This is a genomic window from Actinocorallia libanotica (assembly GCF_039525175.1).
Taxonomy (GTDB): Bacteria; Actinomycetota; Actinomycetes; order Streptosporangiales; family Streptosporangiaceae; genus Actinocorallia; species Actinocorallia libanotica.
In genome coordinates, this window is record NZ_BAAAHH010000031.1 from 52,744 (window position 1) to 79,643 (window position 26,900).

The following is a 26,900-nucleotide window of genomic DNA, read 5'->3' on the forward strand; positions in this document are numbered from 1 at the left end:
TCTCTTCCCTTCCGCGTCGTCCGGGGCGGCGTCGCGCTCCGGTTGATCATTTCCGCCCGTGCGCCGGGAAACCCGCCGTCCCGCGGACTTATTCCCGGTGCGGAAGCGGACTCATGACCGGAAGGAATGTCGGTGGGGTGGCGTAGCGTCAGCGTTCATGCGGAGACTGACGTGGCCGCAGGTGCTGGCCTGGCGGATGCGCCGGCAGTTCCTGCTCGAACCCGAAGAGCACGGCGATCCGGTCGCCGTCGTCCGGCGGCTGGCGGGGGTGCAGGCCCAGGTGTCCTCCGCCGCCGCGGCCGCCCTGGCGGCGCGCGGCGCGGCCACGCCCGGGGAGGTCGGCGCCCGGGGGGTGATCGAGCCGGGGCTGGTCCGGACGTGGGCGATGCGCGGCACCCTGCACCTGCTCCCCCGCGAGGAGGCGCCCGCGTACCTGGCGTTGTGCGCGACCGTCCGCAACTGGGAGAAGCCGAGCTGGACCAAGGCCTTCGGCGCCACCCCCGCCGACCTGGAGACGATCGCCGCGGCCGCCCGCGAGGTCCTCGACGGGGCCGTGCTCACCCGCGAGGAGCTCACCGCCGCCGTCCTGGAGCGCACCGGCTCCGAACACCTGCGCCAGGCGCTCGGCTCCGGCTGGGGCACCCTGCTCAAACCGCTCGCCTGGTGGGGCGTGCTCTGCCACGGCCCCTCCCGGGGCGGCAAGGTCACCTTCACCTCCCCCGGCTTCGGCGGCCTCCCCCCGGTGGAGGAGGCGGCGCGGGTCGTCCTGCGCGCCTACCTGGGCGCGCACGGCCCCGCCACCCCGCTCATGTTCGACAACTGGCTCATGCGCAAGACGAGCCGCAAGGCCGACGTCAAGCGCTGGTTCGCCGCCCTCGAGGACGAGCTGACCAAGGTGGAGGTGGAGGGCGAGGAGATGCACGCCCTCACCTGCGAGCTGGACGGGCTGCTGGAGTCGGCGCCCTCCCCCGCCGTCCGCCTGCTCGGCCCCTTCGACCAGTACGTCCTGGGCGCCGGCACCGACGCGTCCTTCCTGATCCCGCCCGACCGCAGGGCCGAGGTCAGCCGGGCCGCCGGCTGGATCGCCCCGGTCGTCCTGCACGGCGGCCGCGTCGCCGGCACCTGGGACCCCGCGACCGGCGAGACCTCCCTGTGGGAGGAGGTGCCGGCCGACCCGCTGCGGCAGGAACGGGAACGCTGGAAGGAACTCCTCTGAATCCGGCGACCGCGGACGACGGTCTCAGGCGAGGCGGAAGCGCACGTGGTCGCCGGGGCGGAGCTGGGCGGCCAGGGGGAGGTCGCGGGTGACGACGACGGCGAGGACCGGGTAGCCGCCGGTGGTGGGATGGTCGGTGAGGAAGAGGATGGGCCTGCCTTCCGGCGGGACCTGGAGGGCGCCGGTCACCATGCCCTCGCTGGGCAGCTCGCCCTCGCGGACGCGGGTGAGGGCGGGGCCCGTCAGGCGGACGCCGACGCGGTTGCTCTGCGCGGTCGCCTCGTAGCGCGAGCCGGTCAGCAGGGCCAGCGCGTCGGCGGCGAACCAGTCGTCGCGCGGGCCGGGAAGGACGCGCAGGACGGGCTCGACGGGCGGCTCCGGAACGGGCGCCACGTCCACCCGGGGGAACTCCCCGGCCGCCTCGCCCACGGGCAGGCGGGTACCCGGGGCCAGCGGGGGCGGCCCCAGGCCCGAGAGCAGGTCGGTGGCACGGCTGCCCAGCACGGGTTCGACGTCGATGCCGCCCCGGACGGCCAGGTAGGTGCGCAGGCCGCGGTCCGGAAACCCCACCTCCACGCTCGCCCCCGCCGGAACGAAGCACGGCGCGTTCAACGGACTCGGCCGCCCGTCCAGCGTCCAGGGCGCGGGCGCTCCGGTCACCGCGATCCACGCCGACCGGCCGAACCGCAGAAGCGCGCCGCCGAAGGTCAGCTCCAGCGCGGCGGCGCCCGCGGCGTTGCCGACCAGCCGGTTGGCCAGACCGAAGGCCACGGCGTCGGCGGCCCCGGACACCGGCACTCCCAGCTCCGCCCTCCCGGGCCTCCCCGGATCCTGAACCGTCGCCAGCGGACCGGGCCGCACCACCTCGATCATCTTCCGGACCACCCCGCCCCTTCGACCTCGGTCACGCCCCTGACCACCCTGTCCTATCAGCGTCGATCACACCCCGGGAGCATCCCCGGGACATCACGGGCCCTCAGTGTGGATCATGCCCCGGGATCACCCGGCCCATCGGCATGGAACACGCCCTGGGAGCATCCCAGGCCGTCGGCATGGACCGTGCCTCAGAACGTCCCCGACCGTCGGCGTGGATCGTGCCCCGGGATCGGGCCGGGCCGTCGAGGTACACCGCGTGCCGGGATCAGGTCGGGCCGTCGGTGTGGATGTCGGGCTGGGTGAGGGTGACGAGGTCGGTGGTGGTGGGGGCGGGGAGGGTGGAGACGCGGACGTCTCGGGACGTGCAGGCCCGTTCGTAGACCGTGCGGGCGAAGCGGGCGTTGCCGAGGTCGTCGATGGCGCCGCGGCCGCAGGCGCGCTGGAAGAGGAGGGCGAGGTCGTCCAGGGCGGCGTCGTCCCAGCGGTCGCCGTTCTCGGCGGCGATCGTGACGGCGATGCGCAGCAGCTCGTCGGGGCCGTAGGCGGGGAAGGGGATCCGGGTGTCGAAGCGGGAGGCGAGCCCCGGGTTGGCGGCCAGCAGGCGGTCCATGTCGGCGGGGTAGCCGGCGAGGATGACCACCAGGCGGTCGCGGTCGTCCTCGGCCCGCTTGAGCAGGGTCTGGATCGCCTCCTGGCCGAAGGCGTCGCCGCCGGAGTAGCCGGTGCCCACCAGGCCGTACGCCTCGTCGATGAAGAGCACGCCGCCGAGCGCGGAGTCGATGACCTTGTTGGTCTTGATGGCGGTGGCGCCCAGGTGCTCGCCGACCAGGTCGACCCGGGAGACCTCGACCACGTCGGGCCGGGCCAGCAGGCCCAGCGCGGCGAAGATCCGGCCGAGGACCCGGGCGACCGTGGTCTTGCCGGTGCCGGGCGGCCCGGTGAAGACGAAGTGCCGCATCGGCGGCTGGGCGGGCAGGCCCTGCGCGACGCGCAGCCGCCGCACCTGGAGCTGCGCGGTGATCTCGCGTACCTGCTTCTTGACCGGGGCCAGGCCGATCATCGCCTCGAGGGAGGCCAGCGCCTCCTCCAGCGTGGGCGTCTCGGCGTAGCCGCGGTAGCGGGCGGTGAGCTCCTCGTAGGCGGTCCGCATGTCGGCGGCGCCGATCGTCACCAGTTCCGCCGCCGACGGGTGCGCGTTCTGCGAGACCACCCGCAGGTCGCGCGCCCGCGCGGCGCTCTCGGCCAGCGAGCGCACGAACCGCCCGTTGCCGAGCTGGTCGACGATGCCGCGCCGCTGGATCTCGGTGAAGCAGGACTCCAGGTAGGCGCGGGCCTCGTCGGACAGCACGTCGCCGCGCGCCTCCACGTTGGCGCGGCAGATCTCCAGCAGCTCCGGCGGCCGGTAGCCGGGGAAGAGCACGCGGGTGCCGAAGCGGGAGGCGAGCCCGGGGTTGGAGTCGAGGAACTCCTCCATCTCGGCCTCGTACCCGGCCAGGATGATCACCAGCCGGTCCCGGTCGTCCTCGGCCCGCTTGAGCAGCGCCTGCACCGCCTCGTTGCCGAACCGGTCGGGCTGTCCGTCGCCGGTGTTGACCAGCGAGTACGCCTCGTCGACGAAGAGCACGCCGCCGAGCGCGGAGTCCACCACCTGGTTGGTCTTGATGGCGGTGGCGCCGAGGTACTCCCCCACCAGGTCGGCGCGGTGCACCTCGACGACCCGGGCGGAGGGCAGCAGCCCGAACGCGTAGAAGATCTTGGCGAGGGCGCGGGCGACCGTGGTCTTGCCGGTGCCGGCCGGGCCGGTGAAGACCAGGTGCCGCAGCGGCTTCTCGATCGGCACCCCCGCCTCGGCGCGCAGGTGGGCGGCCTCGATGGACGCGGCGATCGAGCGGACCTGCTGCTTGACCGGGGCGAGCCCGATCATGTCCTCCAGCTCGGCCAGCGCGGCGGCCGCCGACGGCGGCGGCTCGGGTTCCGGTTCGGACGGCGGCTCGGCCGCGGGCCGCGGCGCGGGACGGGCGGCGGGAGCGGCCGCGGCGGGGACCGGGGCGGCCGCCGGGGGCCCGGCGGGCTGGACCGCCTCCTCCACCCAGCCGGAGTCGTAGGAGTCGGCGGCGGCCATCCGGCGCGCCTGGTCCCACCGGTAGGCCAGGACGAGCAGCGCCGCCGCCCAGGCGGGCGCGACGTGCAGCCGGGGCGCGGGATGGGCCAGCACCACCGTCGTCAGCCCGGCCAGTCCCAGCGCCCACAGGGCGCTGCGCCAGGGGACGTAGCCGCGCAGGTGCAGGGAGGCCAGGGCGGCGCAGGGGCCCAGCAGGGCCAGGAAGGCCACATGATGCGCCGGTTCGGAGAACAGCCGGGCGAGCGGGACCACCACGGCGAGCCAGCAGGCCACGACCGCGAGGACGGCGATCCCCGCCGGGGAGCGGAACGTCAGATCGACCACCACCAGCAGCAGGAGGGCGGCGGCCATGGCGTTCCCCACCGGCAGCCCGGCCACCACCGCGCCGGTGAGGGTGAGCGCCAGCAGGAAGAGCCCAGCAAGTCGCCTTATTCCAGAATGGATCTGAAAATAACCCGCCCGAGTGCGCTCGAAAAGCTCCCGCGCCGCACAGGTCCGCGGCCGGTCCTTCGGGCGTCCCGACGCTTCCATCTTGAGGGAAAAGCCTGACCGGTGAAGGCCGCCGCGTCCAGGGTCCGGCGCTCCCCGTCAGGTGAAATTCCGGGAACGGGGAGCTCACATCAGGCTCAGCTGGCCCTCCCCGGCGCGCGGGTCGCGGTGCCTGCGCAGGTGCCGCCAGCGCGGCAGGTCGTCCAGGTAGGACCAGGTGAGGCGGTGGTGCCCGGTGGGGCCGAACTCCTCCAGCGCCGCCTGGTGCCGGGGCGAGGGGTATCCGGCGCTCTCGGCGAACCCGTAGGCGTCGCAGTCCGGGAGCTCCGCCATGCGGCGGTCGCGGTGCACCTTGGCCAGAACGGACGCCGCCGCGACCGAGACGCTCCTCTGGTCGGCCTTGATCTCGGTGCGCACCCGCCAGGGGGAGCCGAGGAAGTCGTGCTTGCCGTCCAGGATGATCGCGTCGGGCCGCTGCGGCAGCGCCTCCAGCGCGCGCACCGCCGCCAGCCGCAGCGCACCGGTCATGCCCAGCTCGTCGATCTCCGCCGCGCTCGCCTCGCCGATCGCGTGGGCGCGCAGCCAGCCGGGCAGCAGCTCGGCGAACGCCTCGCGGTGGGCGGCGCTCAGCAGCTTGGAGTCGGTGAGGCGGACCGGGCGGCGCGGGCGTTCCAGCACGGGCGGCGCGCCGAAGTCGGCGACCGCCGCGCACACCGTGACCGGACCGGCCCAGGCGCCCCGGCCCACCTCGTCGACCCCGGCGATCCGGACGGCTCCGGCCGCCCGCAGCGTCTCCTCGATCGCGTAGCCCGCGCAGGCGGCGGGCTCGGGAACAGCGGTCATGGACGAAGGCTACTTGCCGCGGCTGACCGTCCAGCGGAAACCCCAGCCATAGGCCTCGTCCGCGAGCTGCTTGCCGCCCTTGCGCCCGTGGTCGGCGAAGTAGCGGCCCTCGCGGGTGACGACCAGCTCGCCGCCGACGTTGTCGATCCGGGCGATCACCGCGGTCCGGGCGCGGGGGACGTCGCACTCGTCGAGGAACATCTCGATCGGCGCGCCCTGCTGCGGGTAGAGGGTGGCGGTGGCGTGCAGCCCGGCGAAGCTGTCGGCGCCCTCGTAGATGACGGCCACCACCAGCAGCCGCCGGAACTGCGCGCCGTGGTCGAGGTTGATGGTGAGGTTCTCGCCCTCGGCCCGCGCGCCGGTGCGGTCGTCGGCGTCCAGCAGCACGTAAGGCGGCTCGCCGTACGCGCCGAAGCTCCTGGCCAGCGGGTCGATCATGCCCTTCCGGCCGTCCTGCAGCTCCCACATGCAGCACAGGTCGAGGTCGAGGTGGCGGGTGGTGCCCAGGGAGGGGAACCTGCCCTTGGTGGGGGTGCTGGTGCCCTGGACCATCCAGTTGAGGTTGACCCGCATCGCCCCGGACGTCGCGCCGCGCTTGGTCAGCGACACCGAGGGCTCGTGCTTGGTCAGCGTGATCTTCTGCAGGCTCACCGGGGGCGGGGGCGGGGGCGCGTCCTCCACGGTGATCCCGAAGTCGGTGGCCAGCCCGGCCAGCCCGGTGTCGTAGCCCTGGCCGACGGCGCGGAACTTCCACGCGCCCTGCCGCCGGTAGAGCTCGCCGAGCACGAAGGCGGTCTCGGTGGTGGCGTCGGAGGGCTCGAACACGGCGAGCTCGGTGCCCTTCCCGGCGTCCAGCACCCGGATCCGCAGGCCCCGGTACTGGCCGAAGGTACCGCCGTCCGCCGAGGCGACGACGGCGATCGTGTCGATCCCGGACTCGACCCGGGCGAGGTCGACGAGCAGGGTGTCCACCACCCCGCCGGACGTCCGCCGCTTTCCCTCGTGCCGGACGGCTCCGGAGGGGTGCGCCGGCTGGTTGTAGAAGACCATGTCGTCGTCGCCGCGGACCCGGCCGCCGGCGAGGACCAGGGCGGTGGCGTCGGCGTCGGGACCTGCCGTCCAGTTCAGTTCCACCCGTACGGCGGGGGCGGGGACGGGGACGTTCGCACCTTTGGGAAGCTGCATCGCGGGCTCCAGTGGCGGGGGCGGGGGTTCACGGAGGCTGGAGATGAGCGGACAGGGGGCGCGGACACCCACGCCCCCCGTTGACCGGGCCCGGAACCGAAGCGCGCCATGCACGGTTCCGCGCCTTCGACGAGTATCGTACGCGCTCCTCTTGCGGTACTCCTGTAACGACATCGGGCCCCGGAGCGATCCTGTGATGCGGGACATGTTGAAAGTAACTGGTTACTTATGTCACTTTGGATGAGATCCAACCGCGCATCCACCCCCGCGCATGAAGTGAGGCCCCCATGACGAGCGCCGTGGCTCCCCCGCCCCCCGAGCGGCACAAGACCTTCCAGGACGAGCCCATCCCCCAGGTGGCGAGGGACACCCTGAACGGATTCGCGCTCTCCCTCGCCATGTCCAACGTGGTCATGCAGCTCTCCAACATCAAGGTGGGCTACGGCGTCGCCGAGAGCAAGGTGGAGACCGGCAGGCTCGACAAGCACCCGATCAAGCGGGGCCGCACCACCCTCACCTTCCTGGCCGTCGCCAGCAACGGCACCGCGGCCGAGCGGGAGTACCTGCGCAAGGAGATCAACCGCGCCCACCGCCAGGTCCACTCCGAGCCCGGCGCGGCGGTCAGGTACAACGCCTTCTCCCCCGATCTGCAGCTGTGGGTGGCCGCCTGCCTTTACCGGGGATCCGTGGACCTCATCAAGGCACTGGACCTCCCGCTGGGCCGCGAGGACATGGCCGCCTTCTACCGGCACTCCGCCCGGTTCGCCACCAGCCTCCAGGTCTCCCCCGACATGTGGCCGGCCGATCTCGAGGCCTTCGACGCCTACTGGAACGAAGAGGTCAAGAAGCTCGAGGTCGACGACTACACCCGCGGGTTCCTGCACGACCTCGCCACCCTGGGCTTCCTGCCCTCCCCCGTTCAGCGGCTCTTCGGCCCCTTCATGCTCTTCCTGACCGCAGGCTTCCTCCCCCAGGAGTTCCGCGACCTGCTGGGCCTGAAGTGGAACCGCCGTTCCCAGTTCCTCCTCGACCGCTACGTCCGCCTCGCCGCGGCCGTCAACCGCGTCATGCCCGCCGCGGCCCGCGAGTTCCCCTTCAACGTCTACCTGTGGGACTTCCGCCGCCGCATGCGCAAGGGCCTCCCGGTCGTCTGACCGATCCCCGCCGAAGGGGAGCCGCTCTCTCCCCGGCTCCCCTTCGGCCCTTGCGCACTAGCGCGCCCGCAGCGCCGCGATCAGCCACTCGAAGGCCGGAACGGCCGCGGGAGCGGGGGTCTCGCCGTTGATGAGCGCCAGCAGGTGCCAGTAGCGCTCGACCCTGGCGTCGGTGAACGTCTCCAGCTGCTCCAGCATCCGGGCGCGGTGCTCCGCCGGCGTGTCCGGGGCCACGACGCGGTCCAGGACCTCCCGCCCCGCCTCCGAGGCGGGGTCAACGCCCTCGGCCAGCGCCCGTCCGGCGTGCTCGAAGACCAGCCGGGGGTCGGGTCCGCGGGCGGGTTCCTCCGCCCCGTCGCCGGCCACCGCCATGGCGCGGACCTTCCGCCGGAAGTCCTCGTCGGTGACGAGCTCCCCCAGCTCGATCCAGGCGTCGACCTGCTCGGGCGCCGGGTCGTCCGGCAGCTCCGCGGGCAGCCGCCGCATGCTCCGGACGACCCCCATGGCGGGCGTGCCGGGGTCGATCCCCTCGGCCACCTCGGCCAGGAAGTCGTCGATCAACTGCTGCCGCTCGCGCGCGGACAGCCTGGCCAGTCTGTGCATCAGCACCGTCTCCTCGATCGTGCTCTCCCGTGCGGCGACCGTGCTGAGCACCGCCCGGCGCAACCGCAGCACCCGGATCTCCACGTCCAGCGCCGCGACGTGCGCCCTGGCCACCTCGGCGACCGTCGTGCCGCGCGCCAGCACCGCACGGACGGCGTCGAGGCCCAGCCCCAGTTCCCGCAACGTCCTGACGAGCTCGAGCCGGGCCACCGCCTCCACGTCGTAGAGCCGGTAGCCGCCCGCCGACCTCCTGGCCGGCGGCACCACCCCCAGGTCCGACCAGAACCTGATGGTGCGCGCCGCAAGACCCGTCCTGCGGGCGAGCTGCCCGATGGTGAACAACTCCGTGCTCGCGCTCATGCACCGACCCTCCACCTTCCACCCGCTGGAAGGTCAACCGTTCCCGGCGGAACCGGCCAAGGCGAGTTCCGCGGGGACCCCCGCCGAAGGCGAAGGGGGCCCGGACGGATCCGGGCCCCCTTCGTGTACTTCTGCCTCGTGTCAGCTGCAGCCGCTGGTGGAGCCGCAGCCTTCGCAGACGTAGCAGCTTCCGGCGGGACGCATGCTGGTGCCGCAGGTCATGCACATCGGGGCGTCGGCCGTGCGGCGGCCGTGGCTCTCGGTGGCGTCGACGCGCGCCGGGGCCTCGGCGAACACCGGGAGGAGCTCGGCCTGGGGCTTGATCTCCGCGGACTGGGCCAGGGCCTCGACCGTCTCGGCCTCCTCGGTGTGCAGGGAGGCGGGGTCCTCGCCGGCGGCCTGGAGGGTGCGCTCCTCGGCGGAGAAGATGCCCAGTGCCGCGCGGGACTCGTACGGCAGGTGGTCCAGGGCCAGGCGGCGGAAGATGTAGTCCATGAAGGACGTCGCCATGCGGATGTCGGGGTCGTCGGTCATCCCGGCGGGCTCGAAGCGCATGTTGGTGAACTTCTCGACCCACGTCTCCAGCGGCACGCCGTACTGGAGGCTGATGGAGATCGCCATCGAGAAGGCGTCCATGACGCCGGCGAGGGTCGAACCCTGCTTGCCGAGCTTGAGGAAGACCTCGCCCAGGCCGTTGTCGGGGTAGGACGACGCCGTCATGTAGCCCTCGGCGCCCGCGACGGAGAAGCGGGTGACGGTGGCGGGGCGCTTCTTGGGCAGGCGGCGGCGCACCGGGCGGACCGGAGCGGCCGGGACGGGGGCGGCCGCGGCGGCCGGAGCCTCCTTGACCTCCTCCTTCTTCTTCGCCGCCGACAGCGGCTGGCCGACCTTGCAGTTGTCGCGGTAGATGGCCAGCGCCTTCAGGCCCATCTTCCAGCCCTCGAAGTAGACCTTCTCGATGTCCTCGATGGTCGCACTCTCGGGCATGTTGACGGTCTTGGAGATGGCGCCGGACAGGAACGGCTGGGCCGCCGCCATCATCCGCACGTGGCCCATCGGGCTGATGGAGCGCTCGCCCATCGCGCAGTCGAACACCTCGTAGTGCTCGCGCCTGAGCCCCGGCGCGTCCACGATGTGGCCGTGCTCGGCGATGTACTCCACGATCGCCTCGACCTGCTCGGGCTGGTAGCCGAGCTTGCGCAGGGCGCGCGGCACCGTGTGGTTGACGATCTCCATGGAGCCGCCGCCGACCAGCTTCTTGAACTTCTTCAGCGCCAGGTCGGGCTCGATGCCGGTGGTGTCGCAGTCCATCATCAGGCCGATGGTGCCGGTCGGCGCGAGCAGCGACGCCTGGGCGTTGCGGTAGCCGTTCTTCTCGCCCAGCCGCAGGCACTCCGCCCACTCGCGGGTGGCCTCGACGTGGAGGGCCTTGTCCATCTCCTCCAGCGTGCGGATGGTGTCGTTGGCCGCGGCGTGCTTGCGCATGACGCGCTTGTGCGCCTCGGCGTTGCGGGCGTACCCGTCGTAGGTGCCGACAGCGGCGGCCAGCTCGGCCGAGCGGCGGTAGGCCGAGCCCGTCATCAGCGAGGTGATGGCCGCGGCGATGGCCCGGCCGCCCTCGGAGTCGTAGGCGTGGCCGGTGGCCATGAGCAGCGCGCCCAGGTTGGCGTAGCCGATGCCCAGCTGGCGGAACGCGCGGGTGGTCTCGCCGATCTTCTCGGTCGGGAAGTCGGCGAAGGTGATGGAGATGTCCATCGCGGTGATGATCAGCTCGACCAGCTTCACGAACGACGCGACGTCGAAGGTGTTGTCCTCGCGCAGGAACTTCAGCAGGTTGATGCTGGCCAGGTTGCACGAGGAGTTGTCCAGGTGCAGGTACTCCGAGCAGGGGTTGGACGCGGTGATGCGGCCGGACTCGGGCGCGGTGTGCCAGTCGTTGATGGTGTCGTCGTACTGGACGCCGGGGTCGGCGCACTCCCAGGCGGCCTGCGCCATGAGGCGGAAGAGGTCCTTGGCGCGGATGGTCTCGATGACCTCGCCGTTCAGCCGCGCGCGCAGCCCGAACTCGCCGTCGGCCTCCACCGCGCGCATGAACTCGTCGGAGACCCGCACGCTGTTGTTGGCGTTCTGGTACTGGACGGAGACGATGTCCTTGCCGCCGAGGTCCATGTCGAACCCGGCGTCGCGCAGGGCGCGGATCTTGTCCTCTTCGCGGGCCTTGGTCTGGATGAACTCCGCGATGTCGGGGTGGTCCACGTCCAGGACGACCATCTTGGCCGCGCGGCGGGTGGCGCCGCCGGACTTGATGGTGCCGGCCGAGGCGTCGGCGCCGCGCATGAAGGAGACGGGGCCGCTGGCGGTGCCGCCGGAGGAGAGCAGCTCCTTGGAGGAGCGGATGCGCGAGAGGTTGACGCCGGAGCCGGAGCCGCCCTTGAAGATCACGCCCTCTTCCTTGTACCACTCCAGGATCGACTCCATCTGGTCGTCCACGGAGAGGATGAAGCAGGCGCTGACCTGCTGGGGCGACTTGGTGCCGACGTTGAACCAGACCGGCGAGTTGAAGCTGAAGACCTGGTGGGCCAGGGCGTACTTGAGCTCGTGCTCGAAGATCTCGGCGTCCTCGTCCGAGGCGAAGTAGCCGTGCTCGCGGCCGGTGTCGGCGTAGACCCGCACGACCCGGTCGATGAGCTGCTTGAGGCTCCACTCGCGCTGCGGGGTGCCGACCGCGCCGCGGAAGTACTTCGTGGTGACGATGTTGGCGGCGTTGACCGACCAGAAGGCGGGGAACTCCACGCCGCGCTGCTCGAAGTTGATCGAGCCGTCCCGCCAGTTCGTCATGACGACGTCCCGGCGCTCCCAGTCGATCTCGTCATAGGGGTGCACGCCGGGCTTGGTGAAGATGCGCTGCATCTTCAGGCCCTTGCGCACCGCGGCCTTGCCACGACGAGCCGGTCCGCTGACCGTCTCGGTCATGTCTCCCCCTCACTGGGCCCTCCTCGTCGGGGCCCTTCGCTCACACATGACTGATCGCACCCGGCTCCGGTGCACCGACCGGAGGGGGGTGTGTTTTCAACTGAGCGCCCGCGGTGTCTACAGCGGGTTCGCCGGCTTCCTCATTCCGGCGAACCCCGGCCTCGCAGGGCGTTGATCTCTTTCTCGAAGTCGTCGATCGACTCGAAGCCCCGGTAGACCGAGGCGAAACGCAGGTAGGCGACCTCGTCCAGCTCCCGCAGGGGCCCCAGGATCGCCAGGCCGATCTCGTGGGACTGGATCTCGGCGGCCCCGGTCGCCCGGATGGCCTCCTCGACCTTCTGGCCCAGCGCGGCCAGTGCGTCCTCGTCGGCGGGGCGGCCCTGGCAGGCCCGGCGCACCCCGGCGATGATCTTCTCCCGCATGAACGGCTCGGTCACCCCGCTGCGCTTGGCCACCATCTGGAGCACGGTCTCCTGGGTGGTGAACCGCTTGCCGCACTCGGGGCAGGAACGGCGGCGCCGGATGGCCGCGCCGTCCTCGGTGGACCGGCTGTCGATCACCCGGCTGTCGGGGTGACGGCAGAATGGACAGTGCACGTCCCTGCTCCTTCCCACGGACCGGGGTCAACTATTCACCAGGGGACCACAACTTGTGGCTAGTTACATCCGTGTAACTACTAGATGTTGTGGTCCAAACCTAAGCCCCCGGCACCCCCTTCGCAAGCCGGAACGCCCGCCCCGGCGGTAGACCCTGGTCACAGGGACCCCTGCGGCGTGTCGCGGGCCCGGCGCGGAAACGCCCATTTCTTGAAGCATTCCTCGAATCCCCTTTCGATAGAACGGATGTACGATAATCGGAGCGGTCCCTGCAGATCGGCGGCGCCAATCTCGAACAATTGTTTGATCATTGTCCGGAAACGCGCTAACGTTCTGTGGCGCGAGCCACCCGGCCTGAGCGGACGACGAGCACACGAGACAGGAGGCGAAGGCGCCATGGGCAAGGTCTCTCAGACGCCTGAGGAACCCCTGGACGAGACCGGCCTCACCCAGCGCCAGCGCATGGTGCTCGAAGTGATCCGCGACTCGGTCCAGCGGCGCGGCTACCCGCCGTCGATGCGGGAGATCGGCGAGGCGGTCGGGCTGACCAGCACCTCCAGCGTCTCGCACCAGCTGCGCACCCTGCAGCGCAAGGGCTTCCTGCGCCGCGACCCCAACCGCCCCCGCGCGGTCGAGGTGCGCGTGCCCGGCGGACGGTCCGCGCACTCCGCCGACCCGGCCGCCTCCTACGGGGAGAGCCCCTCCCCGGCTTACGTGCCGCTGGTGGGCCGGATCGCGGCCGGCGGCCCGATCCTGGCCGAGGAGTCCATCGAGGACGTCTTCACGCTGCCCAAGCAGCTCGTCGGCGAGGGCGACCACTACCTCCTGCAGGTGCAGGGCGACTCGATGATCGACGCCGCCATCACCGACGGCGACTGGGTCGTGGTGCGTCAGCAGCCCGACGCCGACAACGGCGACATCGTGGCCGCGATGATCGAGGGCGAGGCCACGGTCAAGACGTTCAAGCGCCAGGACGGACACGTCTGGCTGCTGCCGCAGAACCCCGCCTATGACCCCATCCCCGGCGACTCCTCCAGCGTCCTGGGCAAGGTCGTCGCGGTCCTGCGCAAGATCTGACGGCACGGAGGAGCCGCCCCCGCTCGCGGGGGCGGCTCCTCATCCTGCCGTGGGGCGCTCCGCCCGGGGTTCAGGCGGCCCAGCCGAGGGCCCGCAGGTCCCGGTTGGCCTCCTTGAGGTCCTTGGCGGTGTCGATGCCCCGCCAGTACCCGTCGATCTCGTAGGCGCCGAGCCTTCCCCCGGCGGCGAGGCGGGGGAAGGTCGCGGTCTCGTGGTCGCCGAGGTCGGGCAGCAGCTCGCGCATGCCCGGCTCGAAGAGGTACACCCCGGCGTTGACCCAGTGCGGCAGCACCGGCGCCTCGTCGAAGCCGGTGATACGGCCGTCCACGGCGATCTCGACGACGCCGTAGGGGGACTTCAGCGCGGTCACGCCCAGGGTCGCCAGCGCCCCGGAGTCGGCGTGCTGGCGCACCAGGTCGTCCAGCGGGAAGCGGGTGAGGATGTCGCCGTTGAGCCCCAGCCACGGCTCGTCGCCGAAGGGCAGCGCGCGTGCCGCGTGCTTCAGCCCGCCGCCCCGGCCCAGCGGCCGCTCCTCCACCGCCAGGCTCACCTCCAGCGGGAAGGCGCGGCCCAGCACGTGCCGCCGCAGCATCTCGGCGAGGTGCCCGCAGGAGACCACCACGTGCTCGACGCCCTCGGCCGCCAGCCACTCGACCTGGTGCTCGAGGATCGGCCTGCCGCCGACGTCGACGAGCGCCTTGGGGACGCGGTCGGTGTAGGGCCGCAGCCGGGTGGCGTTGCCCCCGGCCAGGATCACGGCCTGCCGCACGTGGGTCACGGTGGAACCTCCTTCATCCGAACGGGTTCCACCCTGCCGCACGGACGTTACGCCGGGATGACCAGGACCTTACTGCTCGTTACTTTTCGCCGGGGATCCTCGGGCCGTCGAGGATCCCCGGCCGTTGAAGGTCCTCGGCCGTTGAAGGTCCTCAGGCCGCCGGCGCCCAGATGGGGCGCCAGTCGGGCAGCTCCAGGTACCGGCGCAGCTCCGCCAGCCCGGAGAGCGAGCCGCACCAGCCGGTGAACGGCGGGTTCTCCCGGTCGAAGCCGCTCTGCACGAAGGTCAGCCTGGTGGCCCCGTCGGAGTCGGCCAGCTCCCAGGTGGCCACGCCCACGCCCTCGCCCCAGTCGACGCCCAGCCTCCGCTGGGGCTCCAGGTCCACGATCTTCGCGGCGTAGCCGCTCTCCAGGCCGCCCATCGCGTAGCGGCCGCCCACGAACGGCTCGATGCCGATGGGGATCCCGAACCACTCGCTGACCTTCTCCCCGTCGATCAGCGCGTCGTACACCTTCTCCCGCGGGGCGGCGATCTCGATCTCGGTCCGCAGCTCGGCGCCGGCGAAGTCGCACCATCCGGTGACGGCGCGGCCCTCCAGCCGGTCGACGAGGTTGGCCGTGGCCACGTACCAGAACGTGTACAGGACGTTCTGGAGCCCCTCCCCGCGCTGCGCCGCGGCCTCGTCGACGCCGGTCTGCGTCACCGTGATCAGGGTGCCCCCGTCCTCGCCCTCGCTCAGCGCGAACTCGGTGGTCATCTCCTCGCCGCCGAGGAGCCAGGCGAACCGGAGCCCGCGGTCGTCGGCGTGCAGGAGCCGCTGGTGCGGCGCGTCGCCCTCGGGGGCGTGGCGGCCCCAGAACTCGTAGCGCTCGGGCAGCTCGACCCGGGCGTGCTCGGCCAGCCACTCGCGCAGCATCGCGGCGTCGGTGAGCGCGTGGTGGACCTCCTTGAGGGGGGCGGTGGTGCGGGCGACGATCTTCATCGGCTCAGTCATCTTCTTCCTCCGCTTTCGGGTAACAGGCCACCGCGAGCTTGAAGGCGTCGCCTTCGGCTCCGCCATAGCGCGTGAACAGGCCTTGCAGGGTGTCCCGCAGCTCGTCCAGGAACTCCTGCCGCCGCTCCGGCGCGATCCGGATCTGTCCGGAGACGCCGAAGGAGGGGAGTTCACAGACGGCGGGGTCGAGCTTGGCGACGTCCTCCTGCACCTCTTCCATGAGGTCGAGCAGGTAGCCGAGGCCCATGGCGTCCCGCGCCTCGCGCAGCCCGCCGCCGATCCGCCCGACCAGCCGGGGGGAGAGCCAGTACGACCGGGCGGTCGCCTGGTAGACGCCCTCGTGGACGGCGCGGACCTTGCGTTCGGCCACGCGGACGACCAGCCCCGCCTCCTCCAGCAGCTTCACGTGGTAGTACACGCGCTGCTTGGACTGGCCGAGGCGCTGGGCGACCTCCCCGCAGGTGCGGGGCTCGGCCAGCAGCCGCAGCACCTCGATCCGCTGCGGCTTGAACAGGATCTCGGCCTGTTCGATCTGCTCCAGGTACAGGATGTCTCTCATCGCAAAACCAAGTTTTTATGTAAAAACGAATTTTGTCAATGGGGCCGAGCGAAGGGCCGCCCCGGGCGGGACGGCCCTTCGGGGGCCCGGGGGTCGCCCCCCGGACCGGCAGGCGTCAGACGACGATGTTGACGATCTTCGGCGCGCGGACGATGACCTTGCGGACGGTCCCGTCGCCGATCGCGGCCTGGACCTTCTCCGAGGCCAGGGCCAGCTTCTCCAGCTCCTCGGCGGAGACGTCAGGGGAGATCTCCAGCCGGTCGCGGACCTTGCCGGCGACCTGGACGACGCACGTCACCGTCTCCTGCACCAGCAGCGCCGGGTCGGCGACCGGCCACGGCACGCGGGCGATGGAGCCGCTGTGGCCCAGCTTCTCCCAGCCCTCCTCGGTGATGTACGGGGCGGTGATCGACAGCAGGACCGCCAGGGTCTCGGCCGCCTCGCGGACGGCCGGGTCGGCGGCGCCGGGGCCGGAGTCGATGGCCTTGCGGGCCGCCGACGTCAGCTCCATCATGCGGGCGACCGCCACGTTGAACCGGTACGCCTCGACCAGGCGGGTGACCTCGTCGATCGTGCGGTGGGTGACGCGGCGCAGCTCCACGTCGCCGGCGGCGACGTCGGCGCCGGGCTCGCTGGCGACCTCCGACATCACCCGGTAGGCGCGGGCCAGGAACTTCTGCGACGCCGCCGGCGAGACGTCCGCCCAGTCGATGTCCTCCTCCGGCGGACCGGCGAAGACCATGGTCAGGCGCACCGCGTCCACGCCGTAGGCGTCGATCTGCTGCCCCAGGTCCACGCCGTTGCCCAGGGACTTGGACATCGCCTTGCCCTGGTTGATCACCTGGCCCTGGTTCAGCAGCCGGGTGAAGGGCTCGGTGAAGTCGAGCATGCCCAGGTCGTGCAGGACCTTGGTGAAGAAGCGCGCGTACAGCAGGTGCATGACCGCGTGCTCGACCCCGCCGACGTACTGGTCGGCCGGCATCCACTGACGCACCTTCTCCACGTCGAACGGGCCGCCTTCGTAGCCCGGCGAGCAGTAGCGCAGGAAGTACCAGGACGAGTCCACGAAGGTGTCCATGGTGTCGGTGTCGCGCTTGGCCTCGCCGCCGCAGGAGGGGCACTTGACGTTGACCCACTCGGCGGCGCCGGCCAGCGGGGAGACGCCCTTGGGCGCCAGGTCGGCGCCGCGCAGGTTCTCCGGCAGGCGCACCGGCAGGTCCTCGTCGGGGACGGGCACCTCGCCGCAGGACGGGCAGTGGATGATCGGGATCGGGGTGCCCCAGAAGCGCTGGCGGGACAGCAGCCAGTCGCGCAGCCGGAAGTTGACCGTGCCGTGGCCCAGGCCCTTCTCCTCCAGGACGCCGATGATCCGGGAGATGGCCTCGGCCTTGGTCAGCCCGTCCAGCGGACCGGAGTTGACCAGCCGGCCCTCGCCGGGGGTGGCGACGCCGGTGGCGGCCGGGTCCTCGGCGCCGGTCTCCAGGACGACCTTGACCGGCAGGTCGAAGGCCCTGGCGAAGTCCAGGTCGCGCTGGTCGTGCGCGGGCACCGCCATGATCGCGCCGTGCCCGTAGTCGGCCAGCACGTAGTCGGCCGCCCAGACCGGCAGGCGCTCGCCGTTGACCGGGTTGACCGCGTGCACGCCCAGGAAGACGCCGGTCTTCTCCTTCTCGGTGGACAGGCGGTCGATGTCGCTCAGCTTGGCGACCTCGGCCTGGTAGGCCTCCAGGGCCGGGCGCTGTTCGTCGCTGACGATCTGCGAGGCCAGCGCGGCGTCGGCGGCGACCACGAAGAACGTCGCGCCGTACAGGGTGTCGGGGCGGGTGGTGTAGACGGTGACGGGGCCGTGGCCCTCGATCTCGAAGACGACGTCGGCGCCCTCGGAGCGGCCGATCCAGTGGCGCTGCATGGTCAGCACGCGCTCGGGCCAGCCGCCCTCCAGCTGGGCCATGTCGTCCAGCAGCCGGTCGGCGTAGTCGGTGATCTTGAAGTACCACTGGGTCAGCTCGCGCCGCACCACGTCCGCGCCGCAGCGCTCGCACCTGCCCTGGACGACCTGCTCGTTGGCCAGCACCGTCTGGTCGTTGGGGCACCAGTTGACCAGGCCGCCCTTGCGGTAGGCCAGGCCGCGCTCGAAGAACCGGGTGAACAGCCACTGGTTCCACTTGTAGTACTCGGGGTCGCTGGTGTGCAGCCGCCGCGACCAGTCGAAGGAGATGCCGTAGCGCCGGAAGGAGTTGGCCTGCGTCTCGATGTTGGCGTACGTCCACTCCGCCGGGTGGGCGTTGCGCTTGATCGCGGCGTTCTCCGCGGGCAGGCCGAAGGAGTCCCAGCCGATCGGGTGCAGGACGTTGTAGCCCCGGTGCAGCCAGTACCGGGCGACGACGTCGCCGATGGCGAAGACCTCGCCGTGGCCCATGTGCAGGTCACCGGACGGGTAGGGGAACATGTCCAGCATGTAGCGCCGCTCGCGCGGGTCCGCCGGGTCGTCACTGGCGGCGAAGGTGCCGAGCTCCGCCCAGCGGGCCTGCCACTTCTCCTGGACGGCACGGGGGTCGTACTGCTGCTCTTCGTCGCTCACTGGGGTTCCCTTTTCCGGTTCCTGCTTCAAGTCAAATGAAGAAGCCCCTCACGCAGGGAGGGGCTGCCACGCTGGTTCTTCGTCGTCAGCGCGGCGGGCTGAGAAGCAGCCTCGATCGCATACCTTAAGAATACCGCAACGGCAACCCGGCCAACGTGGGTTGAGACATACGCCTCATTTGCCTCTGGACGCCGCCCCCGGTTCCCGGTTGGATGGGTTACCCGCACGTAAAGTATGCGACCGAGTTCTGGGAGAGAGAACACCATGCTCAACCTGTCCGTGCTGATCGAAGACGCCGCGCGAGAGACCCCGGACCGGGACGCCCTGGTCTTCGGCGAGATGCGGCTGTCCTACGCCTTCGTCAACACGGTCGCCGACCAGGTCGCCAACCTGCTGGTCTCCTGGGGCATCCAGCCGGGCGACAAGGTCGCGATCTCCTGCCCCAACCTCCCCTACTTCCCGATGGTCTACTTCGGGATCCTCAAGGCCGGCGCGGTCGTCGTCCCGCTGAACGTGCTGCTCAAGCCGCGCGAGGTCGCCTACCACCTGGGCGACTCCGACGCCAAGGCGCTGTTCTGCTTCGAGGGCACCCCCGAGCTGCCGATCGGCGAGGCCGGATACGCCGGCTTCCAGCAGGCCGACGGCTGCGAGCACTTCGTGGTCCTGCCCGCGAACCCCGCGGCCACCGAGACCCCGTTCGAGGGCGCCCAGCTGTTCTGGGCGGCGCTGAACGGGCAGCCGGGCACCTTCGAGTCGGTCGCCACCGAGCCGACCGACACCGCCGTGGTGCTCTACACCTCCGGCACCACCGGGCAGCCCAAGGGCGCCGAGCTGTCGCACGGCAACATGATGATGAACGCGATGGTCGCCGACGGCCTGTTCGCCCGGACCCTGCACGACACCTTCATGGTGACGCTGCCGCTGTTCCACATCTTCGGCCAGACCTGCGTGATGAACACCGGCATCTACCGCCGCGCCACGCTGGCGCTGGTGCCGCGGTTCGAGCCGAAGGCGGCCGTCGAGCTGATGGTCAAGGAGAAGGTCAACATGTTCGCCGGCGTGCCGACCATGTGGTGGGCGCTGCTGATGGACGACACCTCCGAGGACGACGTCAAGGAGATCTCCGCCAACCTGCGGGTGGCCGTCTCCGGCGGCGCCGCGCTGCCGCTGGAGATCCTCAAGGGCGTCAAGACCAAGTTCGGCGTGGACATCCTGGAGGGCTACGGCCTGTCGGAGACCTCCCCCGTCGCCTCGTTCAACCGCCCCGACCGGCCCACCAAGCCCGGCTCGATCGGCCTGCCGATCTGGGGCATCGAGATGAAGCTCATCGACGACGAGTGGAACACCGTCGAGGGCGAGGGCCCCGGTGAGATCGCGATCCGCGGCCACAACGTCATGAAGGGCTACTACAAGCGGCCCGAGGCGACCGCCGAGGCGATCCGGGACGGCTGGTTCCGCACCGGCGACCTGGCCCGCCGCGACGACGAGGGCTACTACTTCATCGTCGACCGCTCCAAGGACATGATCATCCGCGGTGGCTACAACATCTACCCGCGCGAGATCGAGGAGGTCCTCATGACCCACCCGGCCGTCTCGCTGGCCGCGGTCGTGGGCGTCCCGCACGACAGCCACGGCGAGGAGGTCAAGGCGTACGTCATCCGCAAGCCCGGCGCCGAGATCACCGAGGCCGAGCTCGTCTCCTGGGGCAAGGAGCAGTTCGCCAACTACAAGTACCCGCGGATCGTGGAGTTCCGCGACGAGCTGCCGATGACCGCCAGCGGCAAGATCCTCAAGCGCGAGCTGCGCTAGGACCCGGTCGAAGGGGCCCCTCCGTCCGGAGGGGCCCCTTCGGCGCGTCTAGCCCCGGAGGAGGTCGGCGGCCTTTTCGGCGATCATGACGGCGGGGGCGTGGGTGTGGCCGCGGATGATCCGCGGCATGACCGAGGCGTCGGCGACGCGCAGGCCGCGCACACCGCGCACGCGCAGCTCGGGGTCGACGACCGAGGACTCCTCGACGCCCATCCGGCAGGTGCCGACCGGGTGGTAGAGGGTCTCGCTGTTCTCCCTGACGTGCTTCTCCAGCAGCGTCTCGTCGTCGGCGCCGGGGTAGGGCGGGTAGTTCTCCGCGGCGTACGGGCGGAGCGCCTCGGTGTCCAGCAGCCGCTCGGCCTCGCGGATGCCGTGGATCAGGCGCTCGAGGTCGCTCTCCCCGGTGAGGTAGGCGGCGTCGATCCGCGGCGGGTCCGCCGGGTCGGCCGAGGCCAGGCGCAGGGAGCCGACGCTGTCGGGCTGCAGCAGGATGACGCCGATGGTGATGCCGTCGTCCTTGGCCGCCGCCTTGTCCAGGCCGTGCCGGATGAACGGGACGGGTGCGAAGACGAGCTCCAGGTCGGGTGCGGGCAGCGCCGGGTCGCTGCGCAGGAACGCCACGGCCTCGCCGACGTTGGTGGTGAAGGGGCCCTTGCGCAGGGTGAGGTACTTCAGCAGGTTCGCGGTGGTCTCGGCGCTGGACAGCGTCACCTTCTTCGGGCACCTGCGGAAGACGCAGATCGACAGGTGGTCCTGGAGGCCCTGGCCGACGGCCGGGAGCGGGCGCACCACGCCGATGCCGTGCTCGGCCAGGTGCGCGGGGTCGCCGACGCCCGAGAGCATCAGCAGGTGCGGGGAGCCCACGGCCCCGGCGCAGAGGACGACCTCCCTGACCGCGCGGACCTCCTGGTTGCCGTGGGCGACGCCGACGGCCCGCCCGTCCTCGATGAGGACGCGGGAGACCTGCACGTCGGTGACGACGGTGAGGTTCGGCCGGTGCAGGACGGGCTTGAGGAAGGCGTCGTAGGTGCTCCAGCGGCGGCCCTTCTTCTGCGTGACGGGCGTCTGCGCGTACCCCTCGTTCGACGGGCCGTTCAGCTCGTCCAGCCGGTGCAGGCCCAGCTCGTCGCAGGCCCTCAGGAACGCCTTGGTGGTGACGTTCGGGTCGCGCAGCTCCTCGATGTGCAGGGGCCCCTCGGTGCCGTAGACGCCGCCCGCGTTGGAGCCGACGCGGCGTTCGGCCTTCTGGAAGTACGGGAGCACCTCGTCGTAGGACCAGCCGGGGACCTCCCAGTCGTCGTAGTCCTCCCTGGTGCCGCGCACCCACATCATCGCGTTCATGCTGGAGCTGCCGCCCAGCACCCGGCCGCGCGGCCAGTACAGCTCGCGTCCGGCCAGCGCCTCCTGCCCGACGGTGGAGAAGTCCCAGTCCGCCTCGGTCCGGAAGAGCTTGGGGAAGGCCGCGGGCACCTGGAACTCCTTCCTGCCGTCCTGCCCTCCGGCCTCGATCAGGGCAACGGTGACGCCGGGGTCCTCCGACAGCCGGGCGGCCAGGACGCAGCCCGCCGAACCGGCTCCGACGATCACGTAGTCGTACTGCACAGTGCTCCTCCGGGGGCATGGCGCGGGAAACTCCCCCGGACTATCCCCCCTTCCCGGAAGCACTGTCCAGCATCAGGAGGTCAGATCTTCGTCCACGCCTCGGTGAGGACGGAGCGGAGCTTCTGCTCGATCTCCGCGAAATGCTCGGGACCGCAGATCAGCGGCGGGCTGAGCTGGATGACCGGGTCGCCGCGGTCGTCGGCGCGGCAGTACAGGCCGGTGTCGTAGAGCGCCCTGGACAGGAAGCCGCGCAGCAGCCGCTCGGACTCCTCGGCGTCGAAGGTCTCCTTGGTCGCCTTGTCCTTGACCAGTTCGACGCCGTAGAAGTAGCCGTCGCCCCGCACGTCGCCGACGATCGGCAGGTCGAGCAGCTTCTCCAGGGTGGCGCGGAAGACGCTCTCGTTGCGCAGGACGTTGCCCAGCAGGTCCTCGCGTTCGAACAGGTCGAGGTTGGCCAGGGCGACGGCCGACGAGACGGGGTGGCCTCCGAAGGTGTAGCCGTGGGCGAACATGGTCTCGCCGGTCCTGAACGGCTCGAACAGCCGGTCGCTGACGAGCATTGCGCCGAGCGGGGAGTAACCGGAGGTCAGACCCTTGGCGGTGGTGATGATGTCGGGCTGGTAGCCGTACTTCTGCGCGCCGAACATGGTGCCCAGCCGTCCGTAGGCGCAGATGACCTCGTCGGAGACCAGCAGCACGTCGTACCTGTCGCAGATCTCGCGGACGCGCTGGAAGTAGCCGGGCGGGGGCGGGAAGCAGCCGCCCGCGTTCTGGACGGGTTCGACGAAGAACGCCGCGACGGTCTCGGGGCCCTCGAAGAGGATGGCCTCCTCGATGCGGTCGGCGGCCCAGCGGCCGAAGGCCTCGGCGTCGTCGGAATGGGCGGGGGCGCGGTAGAAGTTGGTGTTGGGCACCCGGAAGGTGGAGGGCACCAGCGGTTCGTAGGGCGCCTTGAACGCCGGCACGCCCGTGATCGACAGCGCGCCCTGGGTTGTGCCGTGGTAGGCGGTGGCGCGGCTGAGCACCTTGTGCTTCATCGGCTTGCCGGTGAGCTTGAAGTAGTGCTTGGCCAGTTTCCACGCCGACTCGACGGCCTCGCCGCCGCCGGTGGTGAAGAAGACCCGGTTGAGGTCGCCGGGCGCCGCGGCGGCCAGCCGCTCGCCCAGTTCGATGGCCCTGGGGTGGGCGTAGGACCACAGCGGGAAGAAGGCCAGTTCCTCGGCCTGCGCGGCGGCGGCCCTGGCGAGTTCGGCGCGGCCGTGCCCGGCCTGCACCACGAACAGCCCGGCGAGGCCGTCGAGGTACTTCCTGCCCTTGTCGTCGTAGATGTAGGCGCCGTCGCCGCGGACGATCACCGGCACCTCGCCGCCGTCCTCGTATGTCGAGTGGCGGGTGAAGTGCAGCCACAGATGGTCTCTGGCCGCTGTCGCGGGGTCGGTCATCACAGGTTCCTCAGCACGGTCCGGACAACTTGATTCGTTGTCTTCAACAGCATGTGTCACTGAATCACGTATGAAACTTCTTACCAACCACGATATCCGAAGGGCTCCTTCGGCTCGGAGCCCGTGGCGGCGCCCGCGGAGTAGCGTCATCGCCATGAGTGAGATCACCACGATCCAGGCGAACGGGCTGGAGTTCGGCTGCCTGACGGCCGGTCCCGCCACCGGGCCGCTGGCCCTGCTGCTCCACGGCTTCCCCGACACCCCGCACAGCTGGCGGCACCTGAGCTCCGCCCTGGCCGAACGCGGATACCGGGTGGCGGCCCCCTACATGCGCGGGTACGCGCCCACCTCCCCGCCCGCGGACGGCGCCTACCAGACCGGCGCGCTGGCCGCGGACGCCAACGCGCTGCACGAAGCGCTGGGCGGCGACGACTCGGCCGTCCTCATCGGGCACGACTGGGGGGCGGCGGCCGTCTACGGGGCGCTGGCCGCCGAGCCCGGCCGCTGGCGGCGGGCGGTGACGATGGCACTGCCGCCGATCAACGCGATGCTGGAGAGCTTCTTCTCCTACGAGCAGCTCAAGCGGTCGTTCTACATCTTCCTCTTCCAGACGCCGCTGGCGGAGATGGCGCTGGACGAGGGATTCGTGGCGGGGCTGTGGCGCGACTGGTCGCCGGGGCACGACGAGGACCTCTCCCCCGTCTTCGCGGCGCTGGGCTCCCCCGAGAACAAGGCCGCGGCCATCGGCTACTACCGGGCGATGCTCGACCCGTCCCGCCATCTGCCGCGCTACGCCGCCGCGCAGGAGGCCGCCGGAGCCGTCGGCACCGTCCCGCTCCTCTACCTGCACGGGGCGGACGACGGCTGCCTGGGGGTGGACGTGATCGGCATGGACGGTGGGCTGATGAAGCATCTGCCCTCCGGTTCCCGCGCGGAGGTCATCGCCGACGCGGGACACTTCCTGCAGGTGGAGCAGCCGGCGAAGGTCAACGGGGCGGTATTGGATTGGCTGTGATCCAGGTTACATACGGTGTACGTCAGATCTTTGGCATGATGGCGTAACCGAATGTTGTTCTAGTGAGGATCGGGACATGATCGAAGTCGACGAGATCAACCTGACCGACTGGTCGTTCTGGCAGCGGCCGTTCGCCGAGCGGAACGAGGCCTTCCGGCGGCTGCGCGAGCACCCCGAGCTGGTGACGTTCGAGGAACCCGTCATCGAGATCATGCCGCAGGGGCCCGGGTACAAGGCGATCGTCACGCACGCCGACGTCGTCGAGGCCTCGCGGCGCCCGCAGGACTTCTGCTCGGGCAAGGGTTCGATCAGCATTCCCGACATGCCGGGCGACGTGCACGAGTACTTCGGCTCGATGATCGTCATGGACGACCCCCGGCACGCCAAGATCCGGCGCATCGTCTCCCGCGCCTTCTCGCCGCGCGTGATGATGCAGCGGTTCGAGGACCAGATCGAGATCGTCACCACGCAGATCATCGACGACCTCAAGGCGGGCAAGGGCACCGGCGACTTCGTCCTCGACGTCGCCGCCCGGCTCCCCCTGCAGATCATCTGCCAGATGATGGCCATTCCGGAGTCCGCCTACCAGACCGTCTTCGACGCCTCCAACGTCATCCTGGCCGGCAACGACCCCGAGTACCTGCCGACCGGGGACGCCATGGGCGTGCTCGGCAAGCTCCTGGAGGCCGGCGAGGCCCTGCAGAACCTGGTGCAGGAGCTCTCCCGCGAACGCCGCGGCAAGGAAGGCGACGACCTCGTCTCCCAGCTCGTCAACGCCAACATCGACGGCGAGTCGCTGACCGACCAGGAGATGGGGTCCTTCTTCATCCTGCTGGCCGTCGCGGGCAACGAGACCACCCGCAACGCCATCGCGCACGGGCTGCACCTGTTCACCGCCTTCCCCGAGCAGCGCGCCCTCCTGCTGGAGGACTACGAGGCGAACATCTCCCCCGCCATCGAGGAGATCGTGCGCTTCGTCTCCCCGGTCATCTGGATGCGCCGCACCGCCACCCGCGACACCGAGCTCAACGGCCGCGAGATCAAGGAGGGCGAGAAGCTCGTCCTCTACTACAACTCGGCGAACCGCGACGAGAAGGTCTTCACCGACCCCGACAGGTTCGACATCACCCGCTCCCCGAACCCGCACGTCGGCTTCGGCGGCCCCGGCCCGCACTTCTGCCTGGGCGCCCACCTGGCCCGCCAGGAGATCAACGCGATGTTCCAGCGCCTCTTCACCGAGTTCCCCGCCATCAAGGCCGGCACCCCCGACCGCCTCTTCTCCAACTTCATCAACGGCATCAAGCACCTCCCCTACACCCTCTCCTGACCACCGCCGCCCCACCCTCCCGCCGCCGGCCCGAAGCCGACGGCGGGCTCCGCCTTTCCCGGCCGCATCCACGAACCGAGCCCGGCGGAGGAACCCGACCACAGCGGACTCCACCTTTTCCGACCACGTTCATGAACCGAGCCCGGCGGGAAACTCCGACCGCAGCGGGCTCCGCCTTTCCGGCCGGGTTCAGAGGCCGAGGTCGGTGAGGGTCCGCTCCCGCCAGAGCGGGCGGGAGCGGGGGTCGGGGGCGGTGACGGTGAGGTGGGTGGGGCGGCCCGGGGAGCCGGGGTCCAGACGCAGGGACAGATGGGTGCGGGCCGTGCCGTGGGGGCAGCGGGCCAGGGCGGCGCCCAGGTCGGCGGCGGTCACCGGGAGGCGGGCGGGGAACTCGCGGAAGGCGGGGGGCGGGAAGCGGGCCAGGGCCGTCCAGTGCTCGCGCAGCAGGCGCTGGGCCAGGGCGAGCAGGACCTCCGTCCAGCCGGGGCGCTGGCGGGCGGTGACGCGGCGGACCCGGAGCTCGGGAATCCCGAAGATCCGCAGGCCCCCGGTGCGCAGCGTCCAGGAGCGGCGCGGCGCCGGATCGGGCAGGGCCGCGACCGAGAGCCACTCGGCGGCCGCGAAGTTCTCCGGCACGTCGAAGGGGTCGGGCGGACGGGCCCAGGGCTCGAGGTCGGCGGTCACCGCGTCGACGAGGACGCCCCCGGTCCGCTCGGCCAGGTCGTAGGCCGCGGACGCGGCGACCGTGAGGTGGTCGGGCGGCCAGGCGGCCGATCCCGCGGCGGTGACCCGCAGATGCGGCCCGCTCCCCCGCAGCCGCCTGACGGTCGGGTCGTCGTGCTCCAGCCCGCACCGCGCGCACCGCGGGCACTCGCCCTCCCCGACCAGCCAGGGCAGCGGCGGCTCCCGCCCGTCGACCACGTGGACCAGCGCTAACGTCCCCGCACCCGGATCAGGCGGGATCCACAGCGGAGCCGCCACCAGGTACACGGCGTGGACCACTTCGGGCACCGGCAAGATCAGCATCTTCGTCATACCGGCAAGCTAGATCCCCGCACCGACATTCCCCGCGCCCCCGTCCACCCCCCTGTGGATCGTTCGCCCCAGGCAGCGCGCCGCCAGGCCCACACCCCCTGGCAAACGCTCACCACACATGGCGTGCGTCCATCCACAGGCAGCACACCGCCAAGCCCACGCCTCCCTGGGAGTCGTTCAGCGTGCGTGAGCGCGTTCGGCCGTCGGTGCGCCCGCCGGGTGCGCGGCCTCCTGTAGCCGAAGGGGAGGGGGGGGGGGCCCCCC

General features: G+C 71.2%; 20 protein-coding genes. 6 read left to right on the top strand and 14 right to left on the bottom strand.

Going from position 1 to position 26,900, the window contains the following annotated elements:
* The first annotated feature begins 157 nt into the window (after window positions 1-157).
* Window positions 158-1,216 carry a winged helix DNA-binding domain-containing protein gene (locus ABD140_RS29940; RefSeq protein WP_344244389.1) on the top strand — a complete coding sequence of 353 codons (1,059 nt, stop codon included), beginning with the start codon at window positions 158-160 and terminating at the stop codon, window positions 1,214-1,216.
* Window positions 1,217-1,240: 24 nt separating this feature from the next.
* On the opposite strand, the gene ABD140_RS29945 is transcribed toward ABD140_RS29940, so the two are convergent.
* The 4 genes from ABD140_RS29945 to ABD140_RS29960 all read right to left on the bottom strand — a co-directional run bounded on the left by ABD140_RS29945 (window position 1,241) and on the right by ABD140_RS29960 (window position 6,731).
* Entirely contained in the window at window positions 1,241-2,089 is an 849-nt protein-coding gene (locus tag ABD140_RS29945) for a 5-oxoprolinase subunit C family protein (RefSeq protein ID WP_344244391.1), read from the bottom strand.
* Between the two features lie 268 nt (window positions 2,090-2,357).
* Window positions 2,358-4,745, bottom strand: a complete 2,388-nt coding sequence (locus ABD140_RS29950; RefSeq protein ID WP_344244392.1) for an AAA family ATPase — start codon at window positions 4,743-4,745, stop codon at window positions 2,358-2,360.
* Between the two features lie 84 nt (window positions 4,746-4,829).
* Complete coding sequence (locus ABD140_RS29955) at window positions 4,830-5,546, bottom strand: ribonuclease HII (protein WP_344244393.1); 717 nt, start codon at window positions 5,544-5,546, stop codon at window positions 4,830-4,832.
* 9 nt (window positions 5,547-5,555) lie between these two features.
* Entirely contained in the window at window positions 5,556-6,731 is a 1,176-nt protein-coding gene (locus tag ABD140_RS29960; protein WP_344244394.1) for a TerD family protein, read from the bottom strand.
* Window positions 6,732-7,018: 287 nt separating this feature from the next.
* Here ABD140_RS29960 and ABD140_RS29965 point away from each other — a divergent pair, with 287 nt between their 5' ends.
* Window positions 7,019-7,885: an oxygenase MpaB family protein gene (locus ABD140_RS29965; RefSeq protein WP_344244396.1), complete on the top strand. Its 867-nt coding sequence runs from the start codon at window positions 7,019-7,021 to the stop codon at window positions 7,883-7,885.
* A 57-nt stretch (window positions 7,886-7,942) separates the two neighbouring features.
* Here the strand turns inward: ABD140_RS29965 and ABD140_RS29970 are convergent, their stop codons facing one another.
* The 3 genes from ABD140_RS29970 to nrdR all read right to left on the bottom strand — a co-directional run bounded on the left by ABD140_RS29970 (window position 7,943) and on the right by nrdR (window position 12,417).
* Window positions 7,943-8,848 (bottom strand): helix-turn-helix domain-containing protein, encoded by a 906-nt coding sequence (locus tag ABD140_RS29970; RefSeq protein ID WP_344244399.1) that lies wholly within the window; start codon window positions 8,846-8,848, stop codon window positions 7,943-7,945.
* A gap of 141 nt (window positions 8,849-8,989) precedes the next feature.
* Window positions 8,990-11,821, bottom strand: a complete 2,832-nt coding sequence (locus ABD140_RS29975; RefSeq protein ID WP_344244401.1) for a vitamin B12-dependent ribonucleotide reductase — start codon at window positions 11,819-11,821, stop codon at window positions 8,990-8,992.
* A gap of 140 nt (window positions 11,822-11,961) precedes the next feature.
* Entirely contained in the window at window positions 11,962-12,417 is a 456-nt protein-coding gene (nrdR, locus tag ABD140_RS29980) for a transcriptional regulator NrdR (RefSeq protein WP_344244403.1), read from the bottom strand.
* Window positions 12,418-12,813: 396 nt separating this feature from the next.
* Here nrdR and lexA point away from each other — a divergent pair, with 396 nt between their 5' ends.
* Window positions 12,814-13,494, top strand: coding sequence for a transcriptional repressor LexA (lexA, locus tag ABD140_RS29985; RefSeq protein ID WP_344244405.1), 681 nt, complete (start codon window positions 12,814-12,816; stop codon window positions 13,492-13,494).
* 70 nt (window positions 13,495-13,564) lie between these two features.
* Here the strand turns inward: lexA and ABD140_RS29990 are convergent, their stop codons facing one another.
* The 4 genes from ABD140_RS29990 to leuS all read right to left on the bottom strand — a co-directional run bounded on the left by ABD140_RS29990 (window position 13,565) and on the right by leuS (window position 18,406).
* Window positions 13,565-14,272, bottom strand: a complete 708-nt coding sequence (locus ABD140_RS29990; protein WP_344244407.1) for a nucleotidyltransferase family protein — start codon at window positions 14,270-14,272, stop codon at window positions 13,565-13,567.
* 151 nt (window positions 14,273-14,423) lie between these two features.
* On the bottom strand, window positions 14,424-15,266 hold the full coding sequence (locus tag ABD140_RS29995) for an SRPBCC family protein (protein ID WP_344244409.1): 843 nt from the start codon (window positions 15,264-15,266) through the stop codon (window positions 14,424-14,426).
* Window positions 15,259-15,825 (bottom strand): helix-turn-helix domain-containing protein, encoded by a 567-nt coding sequence (locus ABD140_RS30000; protein WP_344244411.1) that lies wholly within the window; start codon window positions 15,823-15,825, stop codon window positions 15,259-15,261. Before ABD140_RS30000 ends, ABD140_RS29995 begins: the two co-directional genes overlap by 8 nt.
* Window positions 15,826-15,940: 115 nt before the next feature.
* Window positions 15,941-18,406, bottom strand: coding sequence for a leucine--tRNA ligase (leuS, locus tag ABD140_RS30005; protein WP_344244413.1), 2,466 nt, complete (start codon window positions 18,404-18,406; stop codon window positions 15,941-15,943).
* A 264-nt stretch (window positions 18,407-18,670) separates the two neighbouring features.
* Here leuS and ABD140_RS30010 point away from each other — a divergent pair, with 264 nt between their 5' ends.
* On the top strand, window positions 18,671-20,215 hold the full coding sequence (locus tag ABD140_RS30010; RefSeq protein WP_344244415.1) for a long-chain-fatty-acid--CoA ligase: 1,545 nt from the start codon (window positions 18,671-18,673) through the stop codon (window positions 20,213-20,215).
* Window positions 20,216-20,263: 48 nt separating this feature from the next.
* Here ABD140_RS30010 and ABD140_RS30015 read toward each other — a convergent pair whose 3' ends face one another.
* Window positions 20,264-21,817 (bottom strand): GMC family oxidoreductase, encoded by a 1,554-nt coding sequence (locus ABD140_RS30015; RefSeq protein ID WP_344244417.1) that lies wholly within the window; start codon window positions 21,815-21,817, stop codon window positions 20,264-20,266.
* An 80-nt stretch (window positions 21,818-21,897) separates the two neighbouring features.
* Window positions 21,898-23,259 carry an aspartate aminotransferase family protein gene (locus tag ABD140_RS30020; protein WP_344244419.1) on the bottom strand — a complete coding sequence of 454 codons (1,362 nt, stop codon included), beginning with the start codon at window positions 23,257-23,259 and terminating at the stop codon, window positions 21,898-21,900.
* Between the two features lie 154 nt (window positions 23,260-23,413).
* Between ABD140_RS30020 and ABD140_RS30025 the strand changes: the two genes are divergently transcribed.
* On the top strand, window positions 23,414-24,274 hold the full coding sequence (locus ABD140_RS30025; protein WP_344244422.1) for an alpha/beta fold hydrolase: 861 nt from the start codon (window positions 23,414-23,416) through the stop codon (window positions 24,272-24,274).
* A gap of 76 nt (window positions 24,275-24,350) precedes the next feature.
* Window positions 24,351-25,601, top strand: a complete 1,251-nt coding sequence (locus tag ABD140_RS30030) for a cytochrome P450 (protein WP_344244424.1) — start codon at window positions 24,351-24,353, stop codon at window positions 25,599-25,601.
* A gap of 189 nt (window positions 25,602-25,790) precedes the next feature.
* Here ABD140_RS30030 and ABD140_RS30035 read toward each other — a convergent pair whose 3' ends face one another.
* Window positions 25,791-26,636 carry a hypothetical protein gene (locus ABD140_RS30035; RefSeq protein ID WP_344244427.1) on the bottom strand — a complete coding sequence of 282 codons (846 nt, stop codon included), beginning with the start codon at window positions 26,634-26,636 and terminating at the stop codon, window positions 25,791-25,793.
* Window positions 26,637-26,900: the final 264 nt, after the last annotated feature.